Annotated in this window: 16 protein-coding genes; 9 read left to right on the forward strand and 7 right to left on the reverse strand. The window is 69.9% G+C overall.

Going from position 1 to position 21,303, the window contains the following annotated elements:
• Positions 1-72: 72 nt before the first annotated feature.
• From AC5Y4T_RS23180 to AC5Y4T_RS23190, 3 genes are read right to left on the reverse strand one after another with little or no spacing between them, the layout of a single operon-like run.
• The gene (locus tag AC5Y4T_RS23180; protein ID WP_499955643.1) at positions 73-381 is read right to left on the reverse strand and encodes an MGMT family protein; all 309 of its coding nucleotides are present in this window, start codon (positions 379-381) and stop codon (positions 73-75) included.
• A gap of 2 nt (positions 382-383) precedes the next feature.
• Positions 384-1,169, reverse strand: coding sequence for an alpha/beta fold hydrolase (locus tag AC5Y4T_RS23185; protein WP_499955645.1), 786 nt, complete (start codon positions 1,167-1,169; stop codon positions 384-386).
• A 45-nt stretch (positions 1,170-1,214) separates the two neighbouring features.
• Positions 1,215-1,418: an Rv3202a family protein gene (locus tag AC5Y4T_RS23190; protein WP_499920722.1), complete on the reverse strand. Its 204-nt coding sequence runs from the start codon at positions 1,416-1,418 to the stop codon at positions 1,215-1,217.
• A gap of 111 nt (positions 1,419-1,529) precedes the next feature.
• On the opposite strand from AC5Y4T_RS23190, the gene AC5Y4T_RS23195 reads away from it, so the two are divergent.
• From AC5Y4T_RS23195 to nudC, 4 genes are all read left to right on the forward strand, one after another.
• The gene (locus AC5Y4T_RS23195) at positions 1,530-4,655 is read left to right on the forward strand and encodes a PD-(D/E)XK nuclease family protein (protein ID WP_499955647.1); all 3,126 of its coding nucleotides are present in this window, start codon (positions 1,530-1,532) and stop codon (positions 4,653-4,655) included.
• The gene (locus AC5Y4T_RS23200; RefSeq protein ID WP_499920720.1) at positions 4,622-7,954 is read left to right on the forward strand and encodes an ATP-dependent helicase; all 3,333 of its coding nucleotides are present in this window, start codon (positions 4,622-4,624) and stop codon (positions 7,952-7,954) included. The genes AC5Y4T_RS23195 and AC5Y4T_RS23200 overlap by 34 nt, the downstream gene beginning before the upstream one ends.
• A 94-nt stretch (positions 7,955-8,048) precedes the next feature.
• Positions 8,049-9,119 carry a potassium channel family protein gene (locus AC5Y4T_RS23205; RefSeq protein WP_499920257.1) on the forward strand — a complete coding sequence of 357 codons (1,071 nt, stop codon included), beginning with the start codon at positions 8,049-8,051 and terminating at the stop codon, positions 9,117-9,119.
• Entirely contained in the window at positions 9,119-10,051 is a 933-nt protein-coding gene (gene nudC, locus AC5Y4T_RS23210) for an NAD(+) diphosphatase (RefSeq protein ID WP_499920256.1), read from the forward strand. The genes AC5Y4T_RS23205 and nudC overlap by 1 nt, the downstream gene beginning before the upstream one ends.
• An 8-nt stretch (positions 10,052-10,059) precedes the next feature.
• Here nudC and mrx1 read toward each other — a convergent pair whose 3' ends face one another.
• Complete coding sequence (mrx1, locus tag AC5Y4T_RS23215) at positions 10,060-10,314, reverse strand: mycoredoxin Mrx1 (RefSeq protein ID WP_067128113.1); 255 nt, start codon at positions 10,312-10,314, stop codon at positions 10,060-10,062.
• Between the two features lie 171 nt (positions 10,315-10,485).
• On the opposite strand from mrx1, the gene AC5Y4T_RS23220 reads away from it, so the two are divergent.
• The 3 genes from AC5Y4T_RS23220 to AC5Y4T_RS23230 all read left to right on the forward strand — a co-directional run bounded on the left by AC5Y4T_RS23220 (position 10,486) and on the right by AC5Y4T_RS23230 (position 13,276).
• Positions 10,486-12,597, forward strand: coding sequence for an ATP-dependent DNA helicase UvrD2 (locus AC5Y4T_RS23220; RefSeq protein WP_499920255.1), 2,112 nt, complete (start codon positions 10,486-10,488; stop codon positions 12,595-12,597).
• Positions 12,598-12,698: 101 nt separating this feature from the next.
• Complete coding sequence (locus AC5Y4T_RS23225; RefSeq protein ID WP_499950811.1) at positions 12,699-12,866, forward strand: hypothetical protein; 168 nt, start codon at positions 12,699-12,701, stop codon at positions 12,864-12,866.
• Positions 12,867-13,003: 137 nt separating this feature from the next.
• Positions 13,004-13,276 (forward strand): WhiB family transcriptional regulator, encoded by a 273-nt coding sequence (locus tag AC5Y4T_RS23230; protein WP_499920254.1) that lies wholly within the window; start codon positions 13,004-13,006, stop codon positions 13,274-13,276.
• A 10-nt stretch (positions 13,277-13,286) separates the two neighbouring features.
• Here AC5Y4T_RS23230 and AC5Y4T_RS23235 read toward each other — a convergent pair whose 3' ends face one another.
• The 3 genes from AC5Y4T_RS23235 to AC5Y4T_RS23245 all read right to left on the reverse strand — a co-directional run bounded on the left by AC5Y4T_RS23235 (position 13,287) and on the right by AC5Y4T_RS23245 (position 17,051).
• Complete coding sequence (locus AC5Y4T_RS23235) at positions 13,287-14,630, reverse strand: macrolide-binding ATPase MABP-1 (protein WP_499920718.1); 1,344 nt, start codon at positions 14,628-14,630, stop codon at positions 13,287-13,289.
• Positions 14,631-14,756: 126 nt separating this feature from the next.
• Positions 14,757-15,620: a cyclodehydratase gene (locus tag AC5Y4T_RS23240; protein WP_499920253.1), complete on the reverse strand. Its 864-nt coding sequence runs from the start codon at positions 15,618-15,620 to the stop codon at positions 14,757-14,759.
• Positions 15,621-15,656: 36 nt separating this feature from the next.
• On the reverse strand, positions 15,657-17,051 hold the full coding sequence (locus AC5Y4T_RS23245) for a zinc-dependent metalloprotease (RefSeq protein ID WP_499920252.1): 1,395 nt from the start codon (positions 17,049-17,051) through the stop codon (positions 15,657-15,659).
• A 100-nt stretch (positions 17,052-17,151) separates the two neighbouring features.
• Between AC5Y4T_RS23245 and AC5Y4T_RS23250 the strand changes: the two genes are divergently transcribed.
• Positions 17,152-18,174, forward strand: a complete 1,023-nt coding sequence (locus tag AC5Y4T_RS23250) for a YlbL family protein (RefSeq protein WP_499920251.1) — start codon at positions 17,152-17,154, stop codon at positions 18,172-18,174.
• Between the two features lie 74 nt (positions 18,175-18,248).
• Positions 18,249-21,230, forward strand: coding sequence for a UPF0182 family protein (locus tag AC5Y4T_RS23255; RefSeq protein WP_499955649.1), 2,982 nt, complete (start codon positions 18,249-18,251; stop codon positions 21,228-21,230).
• The last annotated feature ends 73 nt before the right edge of the window (positions 21,231-21,303 follow it).

Below are 21,303 nucleotides of genomic sequence, written 5' to 3' on the forward strand. Positions count from 1 at the left end.
GCAAGCGGGTGGGGTCCCCGCGGAGCTGGGGAGTACCCCCAGCGCTCGGCTCCGCCCCGCGGGCGATCGCCACTAACCTCCGTCGGCAAACTCGTAGCGAACCTCGTGCAGCGCGATTCTGCCGTCGGTCGCCAGCACGCCTTCGGCGCGCAGCAACTCCAGCTGCCGGGTCGTCAGGTGGCGTGCGGGGCGCCCGGAGGCGGTGATCACCCGGTGCCAGGGCAGGTCCGAGGAATCCGTCCGCATGATCCACCCGACGATGCGCGGGCTGGAAAGCCCTGCGACAGAAGCGATGTCGCCGTAAGTGGCGACCCGACCGGACGGGATCGCGGCGACCAGTGCACGCACCCGCTCCACCTGCTCGTCGGTCACCGGCGCCACGGTCAGCGGGCTCCCAACAGCTCGCGGGTCAGCGCGGCGACTTCGTCGGGCTTGGCGTAGGGCACCATGTGGTTGCAGTCGAAATCCAGCAGCCGGAAATCCGATCCCAACCGTTGCGCCAGGCCGTCGATCAGTTCGTCGGTGACATAGGGCGGGGTGGTCCGCTTGGCCCGCACCAGAACGGTCGGGGTCTTGGCCGGCGGCAGCACCGCGTCGCGGGCCAGCTCGCTCCAGTACGACATCATCGCCGGCAGGCTGACCCGCCAGCCGTAGCGCCCGCCGGGCAGCGTGACCAGATGTTCGTCGATCTCGACGTCGAGCAGGGCAGGTTCCACATCCGACCAGGAGCCGTGCACCTTCTCCATCCGCGCCTCCTGGGCGTCCGGATAGTCGGGCGAGGAGAGCATCGCCTCGGCGATCTCGCGCATCCAGCCGCCGTCCAGCCCCACCGCCGGGTCGAGCAGCAGCAGCCCCGCCACCTGGTCGGGCCGCGCCGCGGCCAGGTGCATCGCCAGCCCGCCACCGAACGAGTGACCCACGATCACCACGGGCGTGTCGGGCTGCTCGTCGAGCAGCGCGGCCAACGCCGCGACATTGGCGTCGATGGTCCACGGCGTGGCCCACGACGACCGGCCGTGGCCGACCAGATCCGGTGCGGCGATGCCGATCCCGGGCAGAAAGCCGGACAGATGACCCCAGCGCTGGCCATGGCCGGTCAATCCATGCAACGCCAGGACCTCTGCGGGACCGGACGGGCCGTAGCGGTGCACATGCAACTTCGCGGTCACGCGTCGATGGTGCCAGCCGCCACTATCGGGAGCGGCGGGCGGTCCTCACCGGTCGTCATCCCGGTCGTCCTCGGTGGAGACGATGTAGGCCTGCTCGATCACGTCGGCCTCGTTGGCCTCCCGGTCCCCGGCCGCGACGTAGTCGATGTCCAGACCGGTCTCGTCATCGGAATCCGCGGGCCGGCGTTGTTCGACCGCGTCGCCCTCCGGCGCCTCGTCGATGGGAAAGCCGCGTTCGTCGTCGTGCATGGTCTTCAACCCCCTCCTTCGGGACGTCGTTCGCTCCCGCTCCAGGGTAGGTGCAGGCGGCGTTCGTCGTGCGCTAGCGGATCTGTCGGACCCTCGTGATGTCATGCCGTCATGGCCTACACCTGGGATGCCGAAGCGAGCAGCGTCTTAGACCCCGGGGCGCGTGGACGGCTGCGAATTCTCGGCGGGCCCGGCACCGGTAAGAGCAGCCTGCTGATCGACGCCGCGGTGGCCCGGATCGAGGCCGGTGTCCAGCCGGAATCGGTTCTGCTGCTTACCGGTTCGGGCCGGATCGGGATGGCCGAGCGCAGCGCGTTGACGACGGCGTTGCTGCGCTCGCGACCCATAGGAGGCCGGGCCGCCGTCAGCGAGCCGCTGGTGCGGACCGTGCACGGGTACGCGTACGCGGTCTTGCGGCGCGCCGCCGAACGCGCCGGCGAGGCGCCCCCGCGGCTGGTCACCAGCGCCGAGCAGGACGCCATCATCCGGGAACTACTGGCCGGAGACCTCGAGGACGGACCGCGCGCCGCGACGGCGTGGCCCGCCCAGCTGCTGCCCGCGCTGAGCACCGCCGGCTTCGCGGCCGAGCTTCGAAACCTGTTGGCCCGCTGCGCCGAACGCGGCGTCGATCCCCATGAGCTGGAGCGGCTCGGCCGTCGTTGCCGGCGGCCGGAATGGAGCGCGGCCGGCCAATTCGCGCGCCAGTACGAGCAAGTGATGCTGCTGCGCGCGGCGGTGGGGACCGCCGCGCCGGAGGCGACCACACCGGCCCTGGGCGCAGCCGAATTGGTCGGCGCCGCATTGGAAGCGTTTGCGGTCGACCCCGAGTTGCTGTCGGCCGAACGCGGCCGGATCCGCGTTCTGCTGATCGACGACGCCCAGCAGCTCGACCCGCAGGCGGCGCGCCTGGTTCGGGTCCTCGCGGCGGGCGCCGAGCTGGCGCTGATCGCCGGCGATCCCAACCAGGCGGTGTTCGGCTTCCGGGGCGGCGAACCGGCCGGGTTGCTCGGCGGCGACTCGCGCTCGGTGACGCTGACGACGTCGCACCGGTGCGCCCCCGCCGTGGCGCGCGGGGTCAGCGGCATCGCCGGCCGGTTACCCGGCGGCAGCAGCGGCCGGCGGATCGACGGCGCCGGTGCGGGGGAGGGATCCGTCACGGTGCGTCTGGCCGCGTCGGCGCACGCCGAGGCGGCCACCATCGCCGACGCGCTGCGGCGTGCGCACCTGATCGACGGCGTGCCCTGGTCGCAGATGGCGGTCATCGTCCGGTCGGTGCCGCGGGCCGGCGCGCGATTGCCGCGGGCCCTGGCCGCGGCTGGAGTGCCGGTGGCGGCACCCGCGGTACCCGGGCCGCTGTCCGAGGAGTCGGCCGCGCGGGCCCTGCTGACCGTGCTGCTGGCGACCGCGGACGGGCTCGACGGGCAGCAGGCGCTGGCGTTGCTGACCGGCCCTATCGGGCGCGTCGATCCGGTTTCGTTGCGTCGGCTGCGCCGAACCCTGCAGCGCGCCAACCCTTCTCGCCCCCCGGGAGACTTCGCCGACCTGTTGGCCGAGGCGCTGTCCGCTGACGCGACGCCTGCGGGGCCGCAATTCGCCGCGCTGCGCAAGGTCCGCGCGGTGCTGGACGCGGCAGCGCGCTCGCATGCCGCCGGTGCCGACCCTCGCTTCACCCTGTGGGCCGCCTGGCACCGGTCAGGGCTGCAGCGCCGCTGGCTGTCGGTGAGCGAGCGCGGCGGCCCCGCCGCGGCGCAGGCCACCCGGGACCTCGAGTCGGTGACCGCGTTGTTCGAGGTCACCGACGACTATGTCGCGCGCACCTCGGGTGCGTCGTTGCGCGGTCTGGCCGAGCACATCGCCTCGCTGGCGCTACCGAGCGCCGCCACCGAGCCCGCCACCGTGGCCGAGCAGGTCAGGGTGCTCAGCGCGCACGCCGCGCTGGGGCACGAATGGGATTTCGTGGTCATCGCGGGATTGCAGGATGGCTTGTGGCCCAACACCGTTCCGCGTGGCGGCGTGCTGGCCACCCAGCGGTTGCTGGACGTGCTGGACGGGGTCGGCGCGGACGCCTCGGTGCGGGCTCCGCTGCTGGCCGAGGAGCGCAGGCTGCTGGTGGCGGCGCTGGGCCGGGCCCGGCGCCGGCTGCTGGTGACGGCCGTCGACAGCGAGACCGGTGGGGCGGGTCTGGAGGCGGCGCTGCCGTCGGTCTTCTTCACCGAGATCGCGCAGTGGGCCGACGACGACGCCGATAGCGAACCGGTCTCGGCGCCGCGGGTGTTGTCCGCGTCCGCGCTGGTGGGCCGGCTGCGTGGGGTGGTGTGCGCGCCCGACGGGGCGGTGGACGATCGCGCCCGCGACTGCGCGGCAACGCAATTGGCACGGCTGGCCAAAGCCGGCGTACCCGGCGCCGACCCGGCCGGATGGCACGGATTGACCCCGATCAGCACCGGCGAACCGCTGCACGGCAGTGGTGACGTGGTCACCTTGACGCCCTCGACCATGCAGACACTCAGCGACTGCCCGCTGCGCTGGCTCGCCGAGCGGCACGGCGGATCCGACCCGCGCGACGTGCGCTCGGCGATCGGGTCGATGGTGCACGCCCTGATCGCCGAGCCGCACCGCAGCGAATCGGAACTGCTGGCCGAGCTGGACCGCGCCTGGGAGCATCTGCCCGTTGCGGCGCAATGGCATTCGGATAACGAGCTGGCCCGACACCGCGCCATGCTGGAGGCGTTCATCGAGTGGCGGGCGCAGACCCGGGGCGCGCTGACCGAGGTCGGCGTCGAGGTCGAGATCGACGGAACCCTGAGCACCGGGGACGGCGGCGAGGTGCGACTGCGTGGCCGGGTCGACCGGCTGGAGCGCGACGCCGCGGGGCGGCTGGTGATCGTCGACATCAAAACGGGCAAGAACCCGGCCAGCAAGGACGATGCACAGCAACACGCCCAGCTGGCCGTGTATCAGCTGGCGGTGGCGGAGGGACTGCTCGGCAACGGTGCCGACAACGTCGAGCCCGGCGGCGCGCGGTTGGTGTACCTCGGTAAGGCCGGGGCATCGGGAGTGGCTGAACGCGAACAGGATCCGCTGACCACCGCCGCCGGGGACGAATGGCGCGAGATCATCGCGCGTGCGGCCGGCGCGACGTCCGGACCGCAGTTCGTCGCGCGGCGCAACGACGGCTGCGCGCACTGCCCCGTCCGGCCGAACTGTCCGGCCCACGCCGACGGGTCCCCGCGGTGACCGCGCCGCGCTACAGCCCCGCCGAATTGGCCGGCGCGCTGGGGCTTTTCCCGCCCACCGACGAGCAGGCCGCCGTCATCGCCGCGCCGCCGGGGCCGCTGGTGGTCATCGCCGGGGCCGGCGCCGGCAAGACCGAGACCATGGCCGCGCGGGTGGTGTGGCTGGTCGCCAACGGCTATGCGGCACCCGCTCAGGTGCTCGGTTTGACCTTCACCCGCAAGGCCGCCGGCCAACTGCTGCGCCGCGTCCGGTCCCGGCTGGCCCGGCTGGCCGGTATCGGCCTGGGAGCGCCGGGCGCCGGCGGCGATGCGGCCGTCGACACCGACGGCGCACCGACGGTCAGCACCTACCACGCCTTCGCGGGCTCGTTACTGCGCGACTACGGGCTGTTGCTGCCCGTCGAACCGGACACCCGGCTGCTCGGCGAAACCGAGTTGTGGCAGCTGGCTTTCGACGTGGTGAACACCTATCCCGGGGAACTGCGGACCGACAAGACGCCTGCGGCCGTCACCTCGATGGTGCTGCGGCTGTGGGGACAACTGGCCGAGCACCTGGTGGACACCGGCCAGCTGCGCGACACCCACGTGGAGCTGGAGCGGCTCATCCACTCCCTGCCCGCGGGCCCCTACCAAAGCGACCGCGGCCCCAGCCAATGGCTGCTGCGGTTGCTGGCCACCCAGACCGAACGCGCCGAATTGGTGCCACTGCTCGACGCGCTCAACGACCGCATGCGCGCCGCCAAGGCGATGGACTTCGGGATGCAGATGGCCTCGGCGGCCAGGCTGGCGGCGGCGTTCCCACAAGTCGGCGAGGAGCTGCGTAGCCGCTACCGGGTGGTACTCCTCGACGAGTATCAGGACACCGGTCACGCCCAACGCATCGCGCTCTCAGCACTATTCGGCGGCGGAGTCGACGACGGGCTGGCGCTCACCGCCGTCGGCGACCCCATTCAATCGATCTACGGCTGGCGTGGCGCGTCGGCCACCAACCTGCCGCGGTTCACCACCGACTTCCCCCGATCCGACGGCACCCCCGCCCCCATGTGCGAGTTGCGGACCAGCTGGCGCAACCCGCCGACGACCCTGCGGGTGGCCAACGCGGTCTCGGCGCAGGCGCGGCGGCGATCGGTGGCCGTGCACGCGCTGCGCCCGCGCCCGGATGCCCCGCCCGGCACCGTGCGCTGCGCATTGCTGCCCGACGTGATGGCCGAGCGGGAGTGGATCGCCGACCATCTCGACGCGCAGTACCGGCGGGCCCGCGACGAGGGCGCTGCGCCGCCGACGGCCGCGGTGCTGGTGCGCCGCAACGCCGACGCCGCGCCCATCGCCGACGCGTTGCGCGCCCGCGGCATCCCCGTCGAGGTCGTCGGGCTGGCCGGGCTGCTGGCCATCCCTGAGGTCGCCGAGGTGGTGGCCATGCTGCGACTGATCGCCGATCCGACGGCCGGCGCGGCGGCGATGCGGGTGCTGACCGGGTCGCGCTGGCGCCTTGGTGCCCGCGACCTCGCGGCGCTGTGGCAGCGTGCGCGTGCACTCGGCGGAGCCGCGCCGCCCGCCGAAGCGTCCTCGCCCGAGGCGATCGCGAAAGCGGCCGGCCCCGACGCCGACACCGTATGCCTGGCCGACGCGATCGCCGATCCCGGTGCGGCGCAGGCATATTCGACTCCTGGGTATCAGCGCATCACGGCTCTGGCCGCCGAACTGAGTGCCCTGCGTGCCCACCTCGGCCACCCGCTGCCGGACCTGGTCGCCGAGGTGCGGCGTGTGCTGGGCATCGACTGCGAAGTCCGGGCCGCAGCGGGGGTCGGTGCCGGCTGGGCCGGCACCGAGCACCTGGATACGTTCGCTGACGTCGTCGCCGGTTACGCCGAACGCACCGACCCCGCAATCGGATCGGCGGCCACCTCGGTGGCCGGCCTGCTGGCATTCCTGGACGTCGCCGAGACCGTCGAGAACGGTTTGGCGCCGGCGCCGTTGACGGTCGCCCGCGACCGCGTCCAGGTGCTCACCGTGCACTCCGCAAAGGGGCTGGAGTGGCAGGTCGTGGCGGTGGCTCACCTATCCGGCGGCACTTTCCCGTCGACGGCGTCGAAGAGCACCTGGCTCACCGACGCCGCCGAGCTGCCGCCGCTGTTGCGCGGCGATCGCGCGGCCGCCGGTGCCCTGGGCATCCCGGTGATGGACACCTCCGACGTCACCAACCGAAAGCAGCTGTCGGACAAGATCTCCGAGCATCGCCGCCAGCTCGAGCAGCGGCGCATCGACGAGGAACGACGGCTGTTGTACGTGGCCATCACGCGGGCCGAGGACACCCTGCTGGTGTCCGGGCACCACTGGGGGGCCACCGGCATCAAGCCGCGCGGGCCGTCTGACTTCCTCTGCGAGATCAAGGCGGTCATCGACGATTCGGCCGCGGCCGGCGACCCTTGCGGAACGGTGGAACATTGGGCGCCCGCGCCCGCCGACGGCGAGCGAAACCCCCTACGCGACAACGTCGTCGAAGCGGTATGGCCGCCCGACCCGCTGGGGTGGCGGCGCGACGACGTCGAGCATGGCGCCGCGCTGGTGAGGCGGGCGCTGGTGGCCGACACGACCGAGACCGGCGTCGATGTGGACGGCTGGGCCGCCGACGTCGATGCACTGCTGGCCGAGCGTGCCCGGTCGGTGCAGCCGGCGCCCCACGCCCTGCCGGGCCAGTTGTCGGTCAGCTCCCTGGTGGGGCTGGCGCGTGATCCGGCCGGTACAGCGCGGCGGTTGGCGTACCGGTTGCCGTCTCGGCCGGAGCCGCATGCGTTGCTGGGCAATGCGTTTCACGCATGGGTTCAGAGATTTTATGGCGCCGAGTGTTTGTTCGAGTTGGGCGACCTGCCTGGCGCGGCAGATTGCGATGCCGGCGACGCCGCGGAACTGACCGCGCTGCAGGATGCTTTCACCGAATCACCCTGGGCCGCAAGGGTGCCCGTCGCCATCGAGGTGCCGTTCGAAATGCCGATCGGCGGCACACTGGTACGCGGGCGCATCGACGCCGTCTTCGCCGATCCCGACGGCGGCGCCACCGTGGTGGACTGGAAGACCGGTGAACCGCCGCGAGGGCCGCAAGCGATGCGGCAGGCCGCCGTCCAGCTCGCCGTGTACCGCCAGGCCTGGGCGGCGCTGGCCGGCGTCCCGGAATCCTCGGTGCGCACCGCCTTTTACTACGTGCGCGCCCGCACCACCGTGATCCCCGAGGAACTGCCGAGCGGCGCCGAGGTGGCCGGGTTGCTGATGGTTCCGGACGGCGACCGGCGGGTCCAGGTGTGACGTGCGCCGCCCGAGTACTGGTGGAGGTGTGGCCGTGGTTACATAAGACGCGTGCGTGTCTCGTGCGCAAAAGGTAAGCCGATGACGGACCGCCGTGGGCAACGGTAGGTCCCGAAGGCTGAGCGGTCTGGACGAAACCCTGACCGCTCAGCGCGGTCACCAGCTGATCGGCGTGGTGCGCATCCCCGAGGAGCATGCCAGTCCGATCCGGGTCATCACCCGCCGCCTGGCCATCGCACTCGTGGTGCTGTTCGCGGCGGCGCTCATCGTCTATGTGGACCGCGACGGTTACCGAGACGTCCGCAACGAACCGCTGACCTTCCTGGACTGCGTGTACTTCTCCGCGGTGTCGCTGTCGACCACCGGCTACGGCGACATCACGCCGTACACCGAAACCGCGCGGCTGGTGCACACCCTGATCTTCACCGCGCTGCGGATCGCGTTCTTGGCGGTGTTGGTCGGCACCACCCTCGAAGTGCTGTCCGAGCGATCTCGCCGCGGGTGGAAGATCCAGCGTTGGAGGAGCAGAGTGCGCAACCACACCATCGTGATCGGCTACGGGACCAAGGGGAAGACGGCGGTCGCCGCGATCCTCGGCGACGAGACGGTTCAGACCGAGGTCGTCGTCGTCGACACCGATCGCAGCGCGCTCGAGCACGCCGAAAGCGCGGGCCTGGTCACGCTCCACGGTGACGCCACCAAAGCCGACGTGCTGCGGTTGGCCGGCGCCCAGCACGCGGCCTCGATCATCGTCGCCACCAGCCGCGACGACACCGCGGTGCTGGTGACGCTGACGGCGCGCGAAATCGCGCCCAAGGCCAAGATCGTCGCGTCGATCCGGGAGACCGAGAATCAGCACCTGCTGCAGCAGTCGGGCGCGGACTCGGTGGTGGTGTCCTCGGCCACCGCCGGGCGGCTCCTCGGCCTGGCCACCACCACCCCCAGCGTCGTGGAGATGATCGAGGATCTGCTGACCCCCGACGCCGGGCTGGCCATCGCCGAGCGTGAGGTGGAGCAGACCGAAGTCGGCGGGTCGCCGCGGCACCTGCGCGACACCGTGCTCGGCGTGGTGCGCGACGGCCACCTGCTGCGCATTGGCGCGCCGGAAGTGGACGCCATCGAGGCCAACGACCGACTGCTCTATATCCGAAACGCCGACCACTGATGGCGATAGCGGACTTTCAGCTGCGCAGCGTCCCACTGCTGTCGCGGGTCGGTGCCGACCGCGCCGATCAGCTGCGCACCGACGTCGAGGCCGCCACCGCGGGCTGGGCGGATGCGGCGCTGCTGCGAGTGGATTCGCGCAATCAGGTGCTGGCCGCCAACGGTCGGGTGGTGCTCGGGGCGGCCGCCGAAATCGGCGACAAGCCGCCGTCGGAGGCCGTTTTTCTGGGGCGCCTCGAGGACGGCCGTCACGTCTGGGGCGTGCGCGGCCCGCTGCAGGCTCCGGAGGATCCCGATGCGCCCGCCGAGGTGGTGAATCTGCGCAGCCTCGGTCCGATCTTCGACGACACCAGCAGTCAGCTGGTGTCCGCGGCCGTCGCGCTGCTGAACTGGCATGAGAAGGCGCGTTTCAGCCCCGAGGACGGCTCGCCGACCAGGCCGGCCCGGGCGGGCTGGGCACGCGTCAACCCGGTTACCGGACATGAGGAGTTCCCGAGGATCGACCCGGCGGTGATCTGCCTGGTCCACGACGGCGGTGAGCGCGCGGTGCTGGCCCGCCAGGCGGTGTGGCCGGAGCGGATGTTCTCGCTGCTGGCCGGATTCGTCGAGGCCGGCGAATCTTTCGAGGTGTGCGTCGCCCGGGAAATCCGCGAGGAGATCGGCCTGACGGTCCGTGACGTGCGGTACCTGGGCAGTCAGCCGTGGCCGTTCCCGCGCTCGCTGATGGTCGGCTTCCACGCCGTCGGCGACCCGGCCGAGGAATTCTCGTTCAACGACGGCGAGATCGCCGAGGCGGCCTGGTTCACGCGCGACGAGGTGCGTGCCGCGCTGGCGGCGGGGGACTGGTCCAGCTCGTCGGAGTCGAATCTGTTGCTGCCCGGGTCGATTTCGATCGCCCGGGTGATCATCGAATCCTGGGCGGCGATCGACTGACCGGACGCTTAGGCGCCGGCCTCGGCCAGCTTCGCCTTCACTTCGGCGGCGCTGGGGTTGGTCAGAGTCGACCCGTCGGCGAACTTCACCGTCGGAACCGTCCGGTTGCCGCCGTTGACCGAGCTGACGAAATCGGCGGCCGCCGCGTCGTGCTCGATGTCGACCGCCTCGTAGGGAATGCCGTTGGACTTCAGCACCGTCATGAGCCGATGGCAGTAACCGCACCAGGAGGTGGTGTAGACGGTGAGCGGGGCAGAGGTCATAGCTCGTTAACGTAGCCCGGCGACCATGCATTCCGCGCGGGGGTCCCGCGCAGACGCGCCGCGGCGAGATGCGTGGGATCCGCCGACTCGCCGGGGCGACACGCCAAGTCCCGCCGATTGGGGCGTGGCGATGCGCGGGGTTTGTCGGCGACCGCTGCCAAGATGGACGCCATGCCGACGGTCGCCGATCCATTGACAGCCGGGCTGGACGACGAGCAGCGCGAGGCCGTGCTGGCTCCCCGCGGCCCGGTCTGCGTGCTGGCCGGCGCCGGAACGGGAAAGACCCGCACCATCACGCACCGGATCGCCCAGCTGGTCGCCGGCGGTCACGTCGCGCCCGGTCAGGTGCTCGCGGTCACGTTCACCCAGCGGGCGGCGGGGGAGATGCGCTCGAGGCTGCGGACGATCGACGCCGCGGCGGGCGCCGGTAACTCCGTCGGCGCGGTCTCGGCCCTGACGTTTCACGCGGCCGCGCACCGGCAGCTGCGGTATTTCTGGCCGCGGGTGGTCGGCGACACGGGCTGGCAGCTGCTGGACAGCAAATTCGCCGTCGTCGCCCGCGCGGCCGGCCGCGCCCGGATCAACGCCAGCACCGACGACGTGCGCGACCTGGCCGGCGAGATCGAGTGGGCCAAAGCGTCGTTGATCGGGCCGGAGGAATACCCGGCCGCGGTGGCCGCCGCCGCGCGCGACATCCCGCTCGACGCCGCGCGGGTCGCAGCCGTTTACGCCGCCTACGAGGCGCTCAAGGTCCGCGACGAGAACGTCACCCTGCTCGATTTCGACGACCTGCTGCTGCACACCGCGGCCGCGATCGAAAACGACGCCGCGGTGGCCGAGGAGTTCCGGGACCGCTACCGCTGCTTTGTCGTCGACGAGTATCAGGACGTCACGCCTTTGCAGCAGCGGGTGCTGTCGGCGTGGCTGGGCGATCGCGACGACCTGACGGTGGTAGGCGACGCGAACCAGACGATCTACTCGTTCACCGGGGCGTCTCCGCGGTTCCTGCTCGACTTCTCCCGCCGGTTCCCCGACGCGACCGTGGTCCGCCTGGAGCGCGACTACCGCTCCACCCCGCAGGTGGTGTCGTTGGCCAACCAGGTGATCGCGGCGGCCCGCGGCCGGGTCGCGGGCAGCAAGCTGCACCTGGTGGGTCAGCGGGCGCCGGGCCCGGCGCCGTCGTTCCACGAGCATCCCGACGAACCCGCCGAGGCCGCCGCGGTCGCGGTGTCGATCAAGCGGCTCATCGAATCCGGCACCCCGCCGTCGGAGATCGCGGTGCTGTACCGGGTCAACGCTCAATCGGAGATCTACGAGGAGGCGTTGACCGAGGCCGGCCTTCCCTATCAGGTCCGAGGCGGCGAGGGATTCTTCAATCGCCAGGAGATCAAGCAGGCCCTGCTGGCGCTGCAGCGCGCCGCCGAACGCAGCGGCGCCGAGCCCCTGCGCGAGCCACTGCCCGCCGTGGTCCGTGCGATCCTGGAGCCGTTGGGGCTGACGGCCGAAGAGCCGGTCGGCACCCGGGCCCGGGAGCGCTGGGAGGCCCTGACCGCGCTGGCCGAGCTGGTCGACGACGAGGTGGCCCAGCGGCCGGAGCTCGACTTCCCCCGGTTGGTGGCAGAGCTGCGGACGCGAGCCGACGCCCGGCATCCACCGGTGGTGCAGGGCGTCGCGCTGGCGTCGCTGCACGCCGCCAAGGGGCTCGAGTGGGACGCGGTGTTTCTGGTCGGGCTGGCCGACGGCACGCTGCCCATCTCGCACGCGTTGGCCCACGGCGCCGAAAGCGAAGCGGTCGAGGAGGAGCGGCGCCTGCTCTACGTCGGAATCACCAGGGCCCGCACACATTTGGCGCTCAGCTGGGCGCTGGCCCGCAGCCCGGGTGGGCGCCAGAGTCGCAAGCCGTCGCGGTTCCTCAACGGCATCGCGCCCCACGCGCGCGCCGATGCGGCGCCGAGCAAGTCCCGGCGTAACCGCGGCACCGCGACCCGCTGCCGAATCTGCAACAACAACCTGACCACCCCGGCAGCCGTCATGCTGCGGCGCTGTGAGACCTGCGCCGCCGACATCGACGAGGATCTGTTGCTGCGGCTCAAGGCCTGGCGGCTGGACATCGCCAAGGAGCAGAAGGTGCCCGCCTACGTCGTCTTCACCGACAACACGCTGATCGCCATCGCCGAGCTGCTGCCCGGCGACGAGGAGGCGTTGATCGGGATTCCCGGCATCGGCGCCCGCAAGCTGGAACAGTACGGCCCCGACGTGTTGGAACTGGTCCGCGGGCGCTGACCGATAAACCCGCTGGTCAGAAAATCGGTTGTGGTGATCGGCGGTCACCGTTTACCCTCGAAACCGCAAACTCGGCACTACGGAGAAGGAAGGTGGCCACGATGCTCAACGACGCGTTCGGTGTAGGCGTGGCCCGCGCGACCCGCCCCGTTTCGGCCGCGGCCGCCTTCCATGCCGCACACGCCGCCACGGCGGCCGCGCGTAAGCATCGCGCCGCCGCCGCGACCGACGCGTCCGTAGATGTCGGGGGCCCACCGAAGGCAAGGTAAGCACCCGCCCGGTTTTCTCCCAGATGGCCACGGACCCGAAGTCAAAAGGATCCGTGGCCATAGTTGTAGGTCGGCAACTTTTCGACCTGGTCCGGATCACTGCAAAGCAACCCAGATCAGGAAGTAGGTGGTAGGACATGTCGGCACCGACAGTCCCCAGACAAGCCCTGCCGTGCCACGTCGGCGATCCCGACCTGTGGTTCGCCGACGCCCCGGCCGATCTCGAGCGGGCCAAGACGCTGTGCGCCAGTTGCCCGGTCCGGCGGCAGTGCCTGGCCGCCGCGTTGGAACGGGCCGAACCGTGGGGCGTCTGGGGCGGCGAAATCATCGACCGCGGCTCGGTTCTGAGCTTCAAACGGCCCCGCGGACGACCCCGCAAGGGTTGTGGGCAGGACGGGGCCGCCGCCTAGGGCGACGGACCTAGACGACCGCGCTGTCGGGTTCGGCGAAGCCGGGCACCAGCTCTTCGGACAGCGCCTTGATCGCCACGTGGGCGTCGAGCTGGCACAAGATCGCGGCCACCGACATGATCACCCGCATCGGAATGACCAGTTTGGGCGGCAAGTCCATCTGGCGGGCAGTGCGGATCTGGGATACCGAGCGATCGATCTCGATGGTGGACATCTTCTGCAGCCACTTGCGGGTGTAGTGGAAGACCTCGACCTCGACCGGCTCGACGTACTGACGCAGCATGTCGTCGATGTCACGCACCGACACCTGTTGGCCTTTCTGGATGAAGCCGGCCTTCTCCATCGTCGGCAACAGCATGTCGTAGTTCTTGTCACGGGCCAGCCGGATGGTCATGCCGAGCTCGATCGGCAACCCGCCGGGTAGCGGCGCGACGGCGCCGAAGTCGATCACACCCATGCGGCCGTCGGGAAGCAGCATGAAGTTGCCGGGGTGGGCGTCGCCGTGCAGCATCTCCAGCCGGCGCGGTGCGTCGAAGGTGAGCTCGAGCAGGCGCGTGCCCATCAAGTCGCGCTGCTCGGTGGTGCCGTGCCGGATGATCTCGGCCATCGGGGTGCCCTGCATCCACTCTTGGATCACCACTTTCGGCGCGCTGGCCACGATGCGCGGCACCGCGAAGTGCGGGTGGTCGTGATACGCCTTGGCAAACGCGCGCTGGTTCTCGGCCTCCAGCCGGTAGTCCAGCTCCATCTCGGTGCGCTCGATGAGCTCGTCGACCACGCCCTGGATGTCGGCACCCGGCGCGAGCTGCTTGAACACCCCGACCAGACGCTGCATGGTCTTGAGGTCGGCGCGCAGTGCCTCGTCGGCGCCGGGGTACTGGATCTTGACCGCCACCTCGCGGCCGTCCGCCCAGACGCCCTTATGGACCTGGCCGATGCTGGCCGAGGCCACCGGGGTGTCGTCGAACGTGGTGAATCGCTCGCGCCACTTGGTGCCCAGCTGGGCATCGAGCACGCGGTGCACCTTGGCGGCGGGCAGCGGCGGGGCGTCCTTTTGCAGCTTGGTCAGCGCTTCGCGGTACGGCTCGCCGAACTCCTCGGGAATCGCGGCCTCCATCACCGACAGGGCCTGGCCCACCTTCATCGCGCCGCCCTTCAGCTCACCAAGCACGGTGAACAGTTGGTGGGCGGCTTTCTCCAGAAGCTCGGCCTGAACCTCGTCCCTGGACTTTCCCGTCAGCCGTTTACCGAATCCGATCGCTGCCCGGCCGGCGAATCCGACCGGAATGCTGGCCAGCTTCGCGTTCCGCGCGGCACGGCCCCTTTTGATGTCTGCCACGCATCCATCATCCATGATGACCAGCGCGATGTGGAGAGACGTCGACAACACCCGTTGTCACACTTCGTAAGCGCAGGTCGGCGCGGCGGGCGGTCCTCGCTGGCTGGCCACGAGGCCAAGCGCCGCAACGGAAATGGCGCTTCAGCAGGAGCACAACGGATGTCTGGCCCACGGTCGCGTGGCGATCGCGCCGGAGTGCAGATCGAATTCGAGAGTCGCATTGAGCGTTTGGGGCGGGCCGGCCTCGGCCGTTTCCTGCCCGTGCACTGCCGCGATCACGCGGTTCACCTGGCTGAGCGCCAGCGCGGCGGTCGCCAGCACGGTGGCCCGATCGGCAACACCGACGGTTTCGCGCAACTGCGCGCAGATGGCCGGCCACGCCGCGTCGCGGTCCCGGCGATGCAGGTCCGCGCACCCGAGGCAGCTGGTCACGCCCGGTATCACCAGCGGACCCACCAGCCCGATGCCGTCGCGCACCCGCACCAACAGATGCGCGACGCCCTGGGTGTGCAGGTCGCGCACCATGCGCGGGTCGGCGACCAGGAAGTCCGACAGCACCACCAGGTCGACGTCGTCGGCCGAGACGGCGGCGTGCGGCTGGCTGCTGTGCGCGATCCGGGCGCCCGAGCAGCGCAAGGTCTCCACCAGCAGCTCGGAGAGGGGCCCGCGACCGTGGATCCGCACCGACGCCGCCCGGGCGCGGGGTCGCCCGCATTCGGTGGCGACGCCGGCGCCGACCAGCTGCTCGACGAGGCTGCGCAGACCGTCGGCGTCGGTCAGCCCGCGGTCGAGGGCGCGGCGCTCCAACTCCGATAGCGGGGTCGGCGACCACATCGTCCGCAACAGCGTGGCCAGCTCGGCGGCGGCAAGGCCGGCCGGCGGGCGGACCAGCACCGCGCGGCGCGGGTCCCAACCCACCTGGACCGCACCGTCGGGACGCAGCAGCACCGGCAAAGCGGGATCCAGCGCATAGGTGGAAAGGACGGCCTGGCACCGCGAAGTCACCGCGCAACTGTGCCACGCCGGGCGTCGCGAGTCCGCTCAGTTATCCACAGAGCCGCCGTCGGCACCCGGGCCGTCGGGGCCCTGGCCCTCGCGCTCGAGTTTGGCGATGGCCTCGTCGATTCCGCTGGTGTCGCCGCCGATGATTCGATCGATGAAGCCCGCCGGCTCGTCGAGGTCGTCGGCGTCGGGCAGCAGGTCGGGGTGTTGCCAGATGCCGTCGCGGGTGTCGACCCCGGCGGCCTCCGTCAGCCGCTCCCAGAACGCGGCGGCCTCACGCATCTTGCGCGGCCGCAGCTCCAGGCCGACCAGCGTCGCGAAGGTCTGCTCGGCGGGTCCGCTGCTGGCCCTGCGGCGGCGCATCGTTTCGCCCAGCGCGGCCGCCCCGGGAATCCGGTCGCCCAGCGCGGCGGCCACCACCACCTGCACCCAGCCCTCGATCAGGGCTAGCAATGTTTCCAGACGTTCCAGTGCCTGTGTCTGCGCCGGCGTCGCCTTGGGCTCGAAAACGCCCTGCCCAAGCAGGTTTTCGATCGCTCCCGGGTCCGCCAGTGACGCCGGATTGAAGTCTCGCGCCAGCTCTTCGATGCCGGACATGTCGATTTCCATGCCCATCGCGTACGCCTCGACGGCACCGAGCAGTTGGCTCGACAGCCACGGCACGTGACTGAACAGCCGGTGGTGGGCGGCCTCACGCGCCGCCAGAAACGTCAGGATCTCGCTGCGCGGCCGCTCCAGCCCGGTGGCGAACGACTCGACGGCGTCGGGCATCACCGCCGCAATTCCCTTGGGCCCCAACGGCAAACCGATGTCGGTCGATGTCAACACCTCGCGGGACAGTCGGCCCAGCGCCTGCCCGAGCTGCGACCCGAACGCCATCCCGCCCATCTGCGACATCATCTGCATGAGCGGGCCGGCCATGCTCTTGGCCTCTTCGGGCAGCGACGCCGCCCACACCGTCGAAATCTGTTGTGCCATCGGGTCGCACAGCCGCTTCCACGTCTGCAACGTGTTGTCGACCCAGTCGCCGGGGGTCCAGCCCAGCGCCTTGGTGGTGCCCGCGGGCAGCGCCGTGGCCCCGTCCAGCCAGGTCTCGGCCAGCCGCACCGCGTCGGCGATCGCCGAGTTGGTGGTGTCCGGAACCGGCGCCACAAAGCCGATCGAATTCGTCGCGACGCGCCGCGCCAGTTCGTAATTGACCGGGCCCGAGCCGGTTCCACCGGGTCCGACATTGCCCGCGCTGCTGAACATCTGACCCAGTTGGGTGAAGATCTGCCCCAGGTCGCCCATGTCGAATTCACCGCTCATGCCGAAGGCGGCGAACGGGTCGGACGGGTTCGAGCCCGAATCGGGATCTTTTTTCCCGTGTTTGTCGGGGTCGTCTCCGGAGGAGAAGCCGAAAGGCAGGTCAGCCATACCCCCAACGGTACTCACCACAAGGTCGGACGGCGCGACCTCGGGTCAGCTTGTAGCTGAACCCGGTAGAACGTTGTGGCTGAACACCGCGCCGCAGCCGCCGTCTAGTGTGATCGGCGTGAACAGGCGCATCCTGACCTTGGTGGTCGCGCTGGTGCCGATCCTGGTGTTCGGTGTGTTGCTGGCGGTGGTGACGGTGCCGTTCGTGTCGCTGGGGCCCGGGCCCACCTTCGACACGCTCGGCGAGGTCGACGGCAAGCAGGTGGTGGCGATCGAGGGCACCCAGACGCACCCGACAACCGGCCACCTCAATATGACCACGGTGTCCCAGCGCGACGACCTGACACTGGGCGAGGCACTGACGCTGTGGCTTTCGGACACCGAGCAGCTGGTGCCGCGCGACCTCATCTATCCGCCGGGCAAGTCGCGCGAGGACGTCGACAAGGCCAACAACGCGGACTTCAAGCAATCCGAGGACAGCGCCGCCTATGCCGCCCTGGGCTACCTCAAGTACCCGGCGGCGGTGACGGTCGCCAAGGTCCCCGAGCCGGGACCCTCGGCGGGCAAGCTCAAGACCGGTGACGCCATCGACGCGGTCAACGGCGTGCCGGTGGCCACGGTCGACGAGTTCACGGGACTGCTCAAGAACACCAAGCCAGGCCAGGTGGTGACGATCGACTATCGCCGCAAGAACGAGCCGGCCGGGGTGGCACAGATCACGCTGGGCGCCAACAAGGACCGCGACTACGGCTTTCTGGGCGTCGCGGTGCTCGACGCCCCATGGGCGCCGTTCACCGTGAACTTCAACTTGGCCAACGTGGGTGGGCCGTCCGCCGGACTGATGTTCAGCCTGGCGGTGGTCGACAAGTTGACCACCGGGGACCTCGCCAAGTCGAACTTCATCGCGGGCACCGGGACCATTTCGTCCGACGGCAAGGTCGGCCAGATCGGCGGCATCACCCACAAGATGGTCGCCGCGCACGCCGCCGGGGCCACGGTGTTCCTGGTGCCGGCGAAGAACTGCTATGAGGCCAGCTCGGACAATCCGTCCGGCCTGCGGCTGGTCAAGGTCGACACACTCGGCCAGGCAGTGGATGCGCTGCACGCGATCGGGTCGGGTGGGCAGCCGCCAAGCTGCTAGCGAACCTTGATGGTCCCGGGTAGTGCCATGCGTAGAGTTGTCACCGTCTAGCCATCGATCAGGGAGCGTAGCCAGTGGGGATGCGGCCCACCGCACGGATGCCGAAGCTGACTCGGCGCAGCCGGATTCTGATCCTTATCGCACTGGGTGTGATCGCTCTGCTGCTGGCGGGCCCCCGGCTGATCGACGCTTACGTCGACTGGCTGTGGTTCGGCGAGCTCGGCTACCGCTCGGTGTTCTCCACCGTGCTGGTCACCCGGTTCGTGGTCTTCTTGGTTGCGGGTCTGCTGGTGGGCGGCATCGTGTTCGCCGGACTGGCGGTGGCGTACCGCACGCGGCCGGTGTTCGTGCCGAGCAACGACAACGATCCGGTGGCGCGCTACCGCGCCCTGGTGCTGTCCCGGCTGCGACTGGTGAGCGCCGGAATCCCGGTGGCGATCGGCCTGCTCGCCGGCATCATCGCGCAAAGCTATTGGGTGCGAATTCAGCTGTTCTTGCACGGCGGCGACTTCGGCATCAAGGACCCGCAGTTCGGCAAGGATCTCGGCTTCTACGCCTTCGAGCTGCCGTTCTATCGGTTGCTGCTGTCCTACCTGTTCGTCGCGGTGTTCCTGGCCTTCATCGCCAACTTGTTGGCCCACTACATCTTTGGCGGGATCCGGCTGTCCGGCCGGACGGGTGCGCTGAGCCGTTCGGCGCGGATCCAGCTGGTCACTTTGGTCGGGCTGTTGGTCGTGCTCAAGGCGATCGCCTACTGGCTGGACCGCTATGAGTTGTTGTCGCACACCCGCGGTGGCAAGCCCTTCACCGGCGCCGGGTACACGGACATCAATGCGGTGCTGCCGGCGAAGCTGATCCTGATGGCGATCGCGCTCATCTGCGCGGCCGCGGTGTTCTCCGCGATTGTGCTCAAGGACTTGCGAATCCCGGCGATCGGGCTCGTCCTGTTGCTGCTGTCCTCGCTGATCGTGGGCGCGGGGTGGCCGCTGATCGTCGAACAGATCAGCGTCAAACCCAATGCCGCGCAAAAGGAAAGCGAATACATCAGCCGCAGCATCGCCGCGACGCGGCAGGCCTATGGCCTGACCTCCGACCAGGTCACCTACCGCAACTACACCGGCGACGCTCAGGCCGCCGCCCAGCAGGTCGCCGACGACCGCGCGACCACGTCCAACATCCGGCTGCTGGACCCGACGATCGTCAGTCCAGCGTTCACCCAGTTCCAGCAGGGCAAGAACTTTTACTACTTCCCCGACCAGCTCTCCATCGACCGGTACGTCGACCGGAACGGCGCGTTGCGTGACTACGTGGTGGCGGCCCGCGAACTCAACCCCGACCGGCTGATCGAAAACCAGCGCGACTGGATCAACCGGCACAGCGTCTACACCCACGGCAACGGGTTCATAGCGTCACCGGCCAACACGGTCCGCGGCGTCGCCAACGATCCCAACCAAAACGGCGGTTACCCCGAATTCCTGGTCAACGTCGTCGGCGCCAACGGCGGTGTGGTGTCCGACGGCCCGGCCCAACTCGACCAGCCGCGCGTCTACTTCGGGCCGGTCATCTCCAATACCTCGGCCGACTACGCGATCGTCGGGCGCAACGGCAACGACCGCGAATACGACTACGAGACCAACAACGAAACCAAGAACTACACCTACACCGGGCTCGGTGGAGTCCCGCTCGGCGACTGGTTGTCGCGCAGCGTGTTCGCCGCGAAGTTCGCCGAGCGAAACTTCTTGTTTTCCAACGTGATCGGCTCGAACAGCAAGATCCTGTTCAACCGTGACCCGGCGCGGCGGGTGGAGGCGGTGGCGCCGTGGCTGACCACGGACAGCGCGGTGTACCCGGCGATCGTCAACAAGCGACTGGTGTGGATCATCGACGGCTACACCACGCTGGACAATTACCCGTATTCCGAACTCACGTCGCTGGAGTCGGCGACCGCGGACTCCAACGAGGTCGCGTTCAACAGGCTCGCACCCGACAAGCGGGTCTCCTACATCCGCAACTCGGTGAAGGCGACGGTCGACGCCTACGACGGCACCGTCACGCTGTACCAGCAGGACGAGCAGGACCCGGTGCTCAAGGCCTGGATGCGGGTGTTCCCGGGGACCGTGAAGCCCAAGAGCAACATCACCCCGGAGTTGGCCGAGCACCTGCGCTATCCCGAGGACCTGTTCAAGGTGCAGCGGATGCTGCTGGCGAAGTATCACGTCAACGATCCGGTGACGTTCTTCTCCACCTCGGATTTCTGGGACGTGCCGCTGGACCCGAACCCGACGGCCAGCAGCTACCAGCCGCCATACTATATCGTCGCGAAAAACATTGCGAAGAACGACAATACGGCGTCGTATCAGCTGACCAGCGCGATGAACCGGTTCAAGCGCGACTATCTGGCCGCCTACATCAGCGCCAGCTCCGATCCCGCCACCTACGGCAGGATCACCGTGCTGACCATCCCGGGACAGGTCAACGGGCCGAAGCTGGCCAACAACGCGATCACCACCGATCCGGCGGTGTCCCAGGACCTCGGCGTGATCGGGCGTGACAACCAGAACCGGATCCGGTGGGGCAACTTGCTCACATTGCCGGTGGGGCAGGGCGGCTTGCTCTACGTCGAGCCCGTGTATGCCTCGCCGGGGGCCAGCGACGCGGCGTCGTCGTACCCGCGGCTGATCCGGGTGGCGATGATGTACAACGACAAGATCGGGTACGGACCCACCGTGCGCGACGCCCTGACCGGGCTGTTCGGTCCGGGCGCGGGTGCGGCCGCGACCAGCATCCAGCCCACCGAAGCCGGGACACCGGCCGCGAGTCCGCCGCCCAGCGCGCCGGCGCCGGTCGCCACGCCCGGCTCACCACCCCCAGTCGCCGCACCCCCGGTGCCCGACGGATCGGTGACGCTGTCGCCCGCCAAATCCGCTGCGCTGCAAGAGATTCAGGCGGCGATCGGCGAGGCAAAGGACGCGCAGAAGAAGGGCGATTTCGCCGGTTACGGTGCGGCGCTGCAGCGGTTGGACGACGCGATCACCAAATACAACAACGCGAAATAGGTCGGCCGTGCGGCGTCGAGCGACGCTGTGACCGTGCGGAGTCGACGAATTCACCCGTAGTGCCAGCCATTTC

Source organism: Mycobacterium sp. NGS11 (assembly GCF_059813315.1).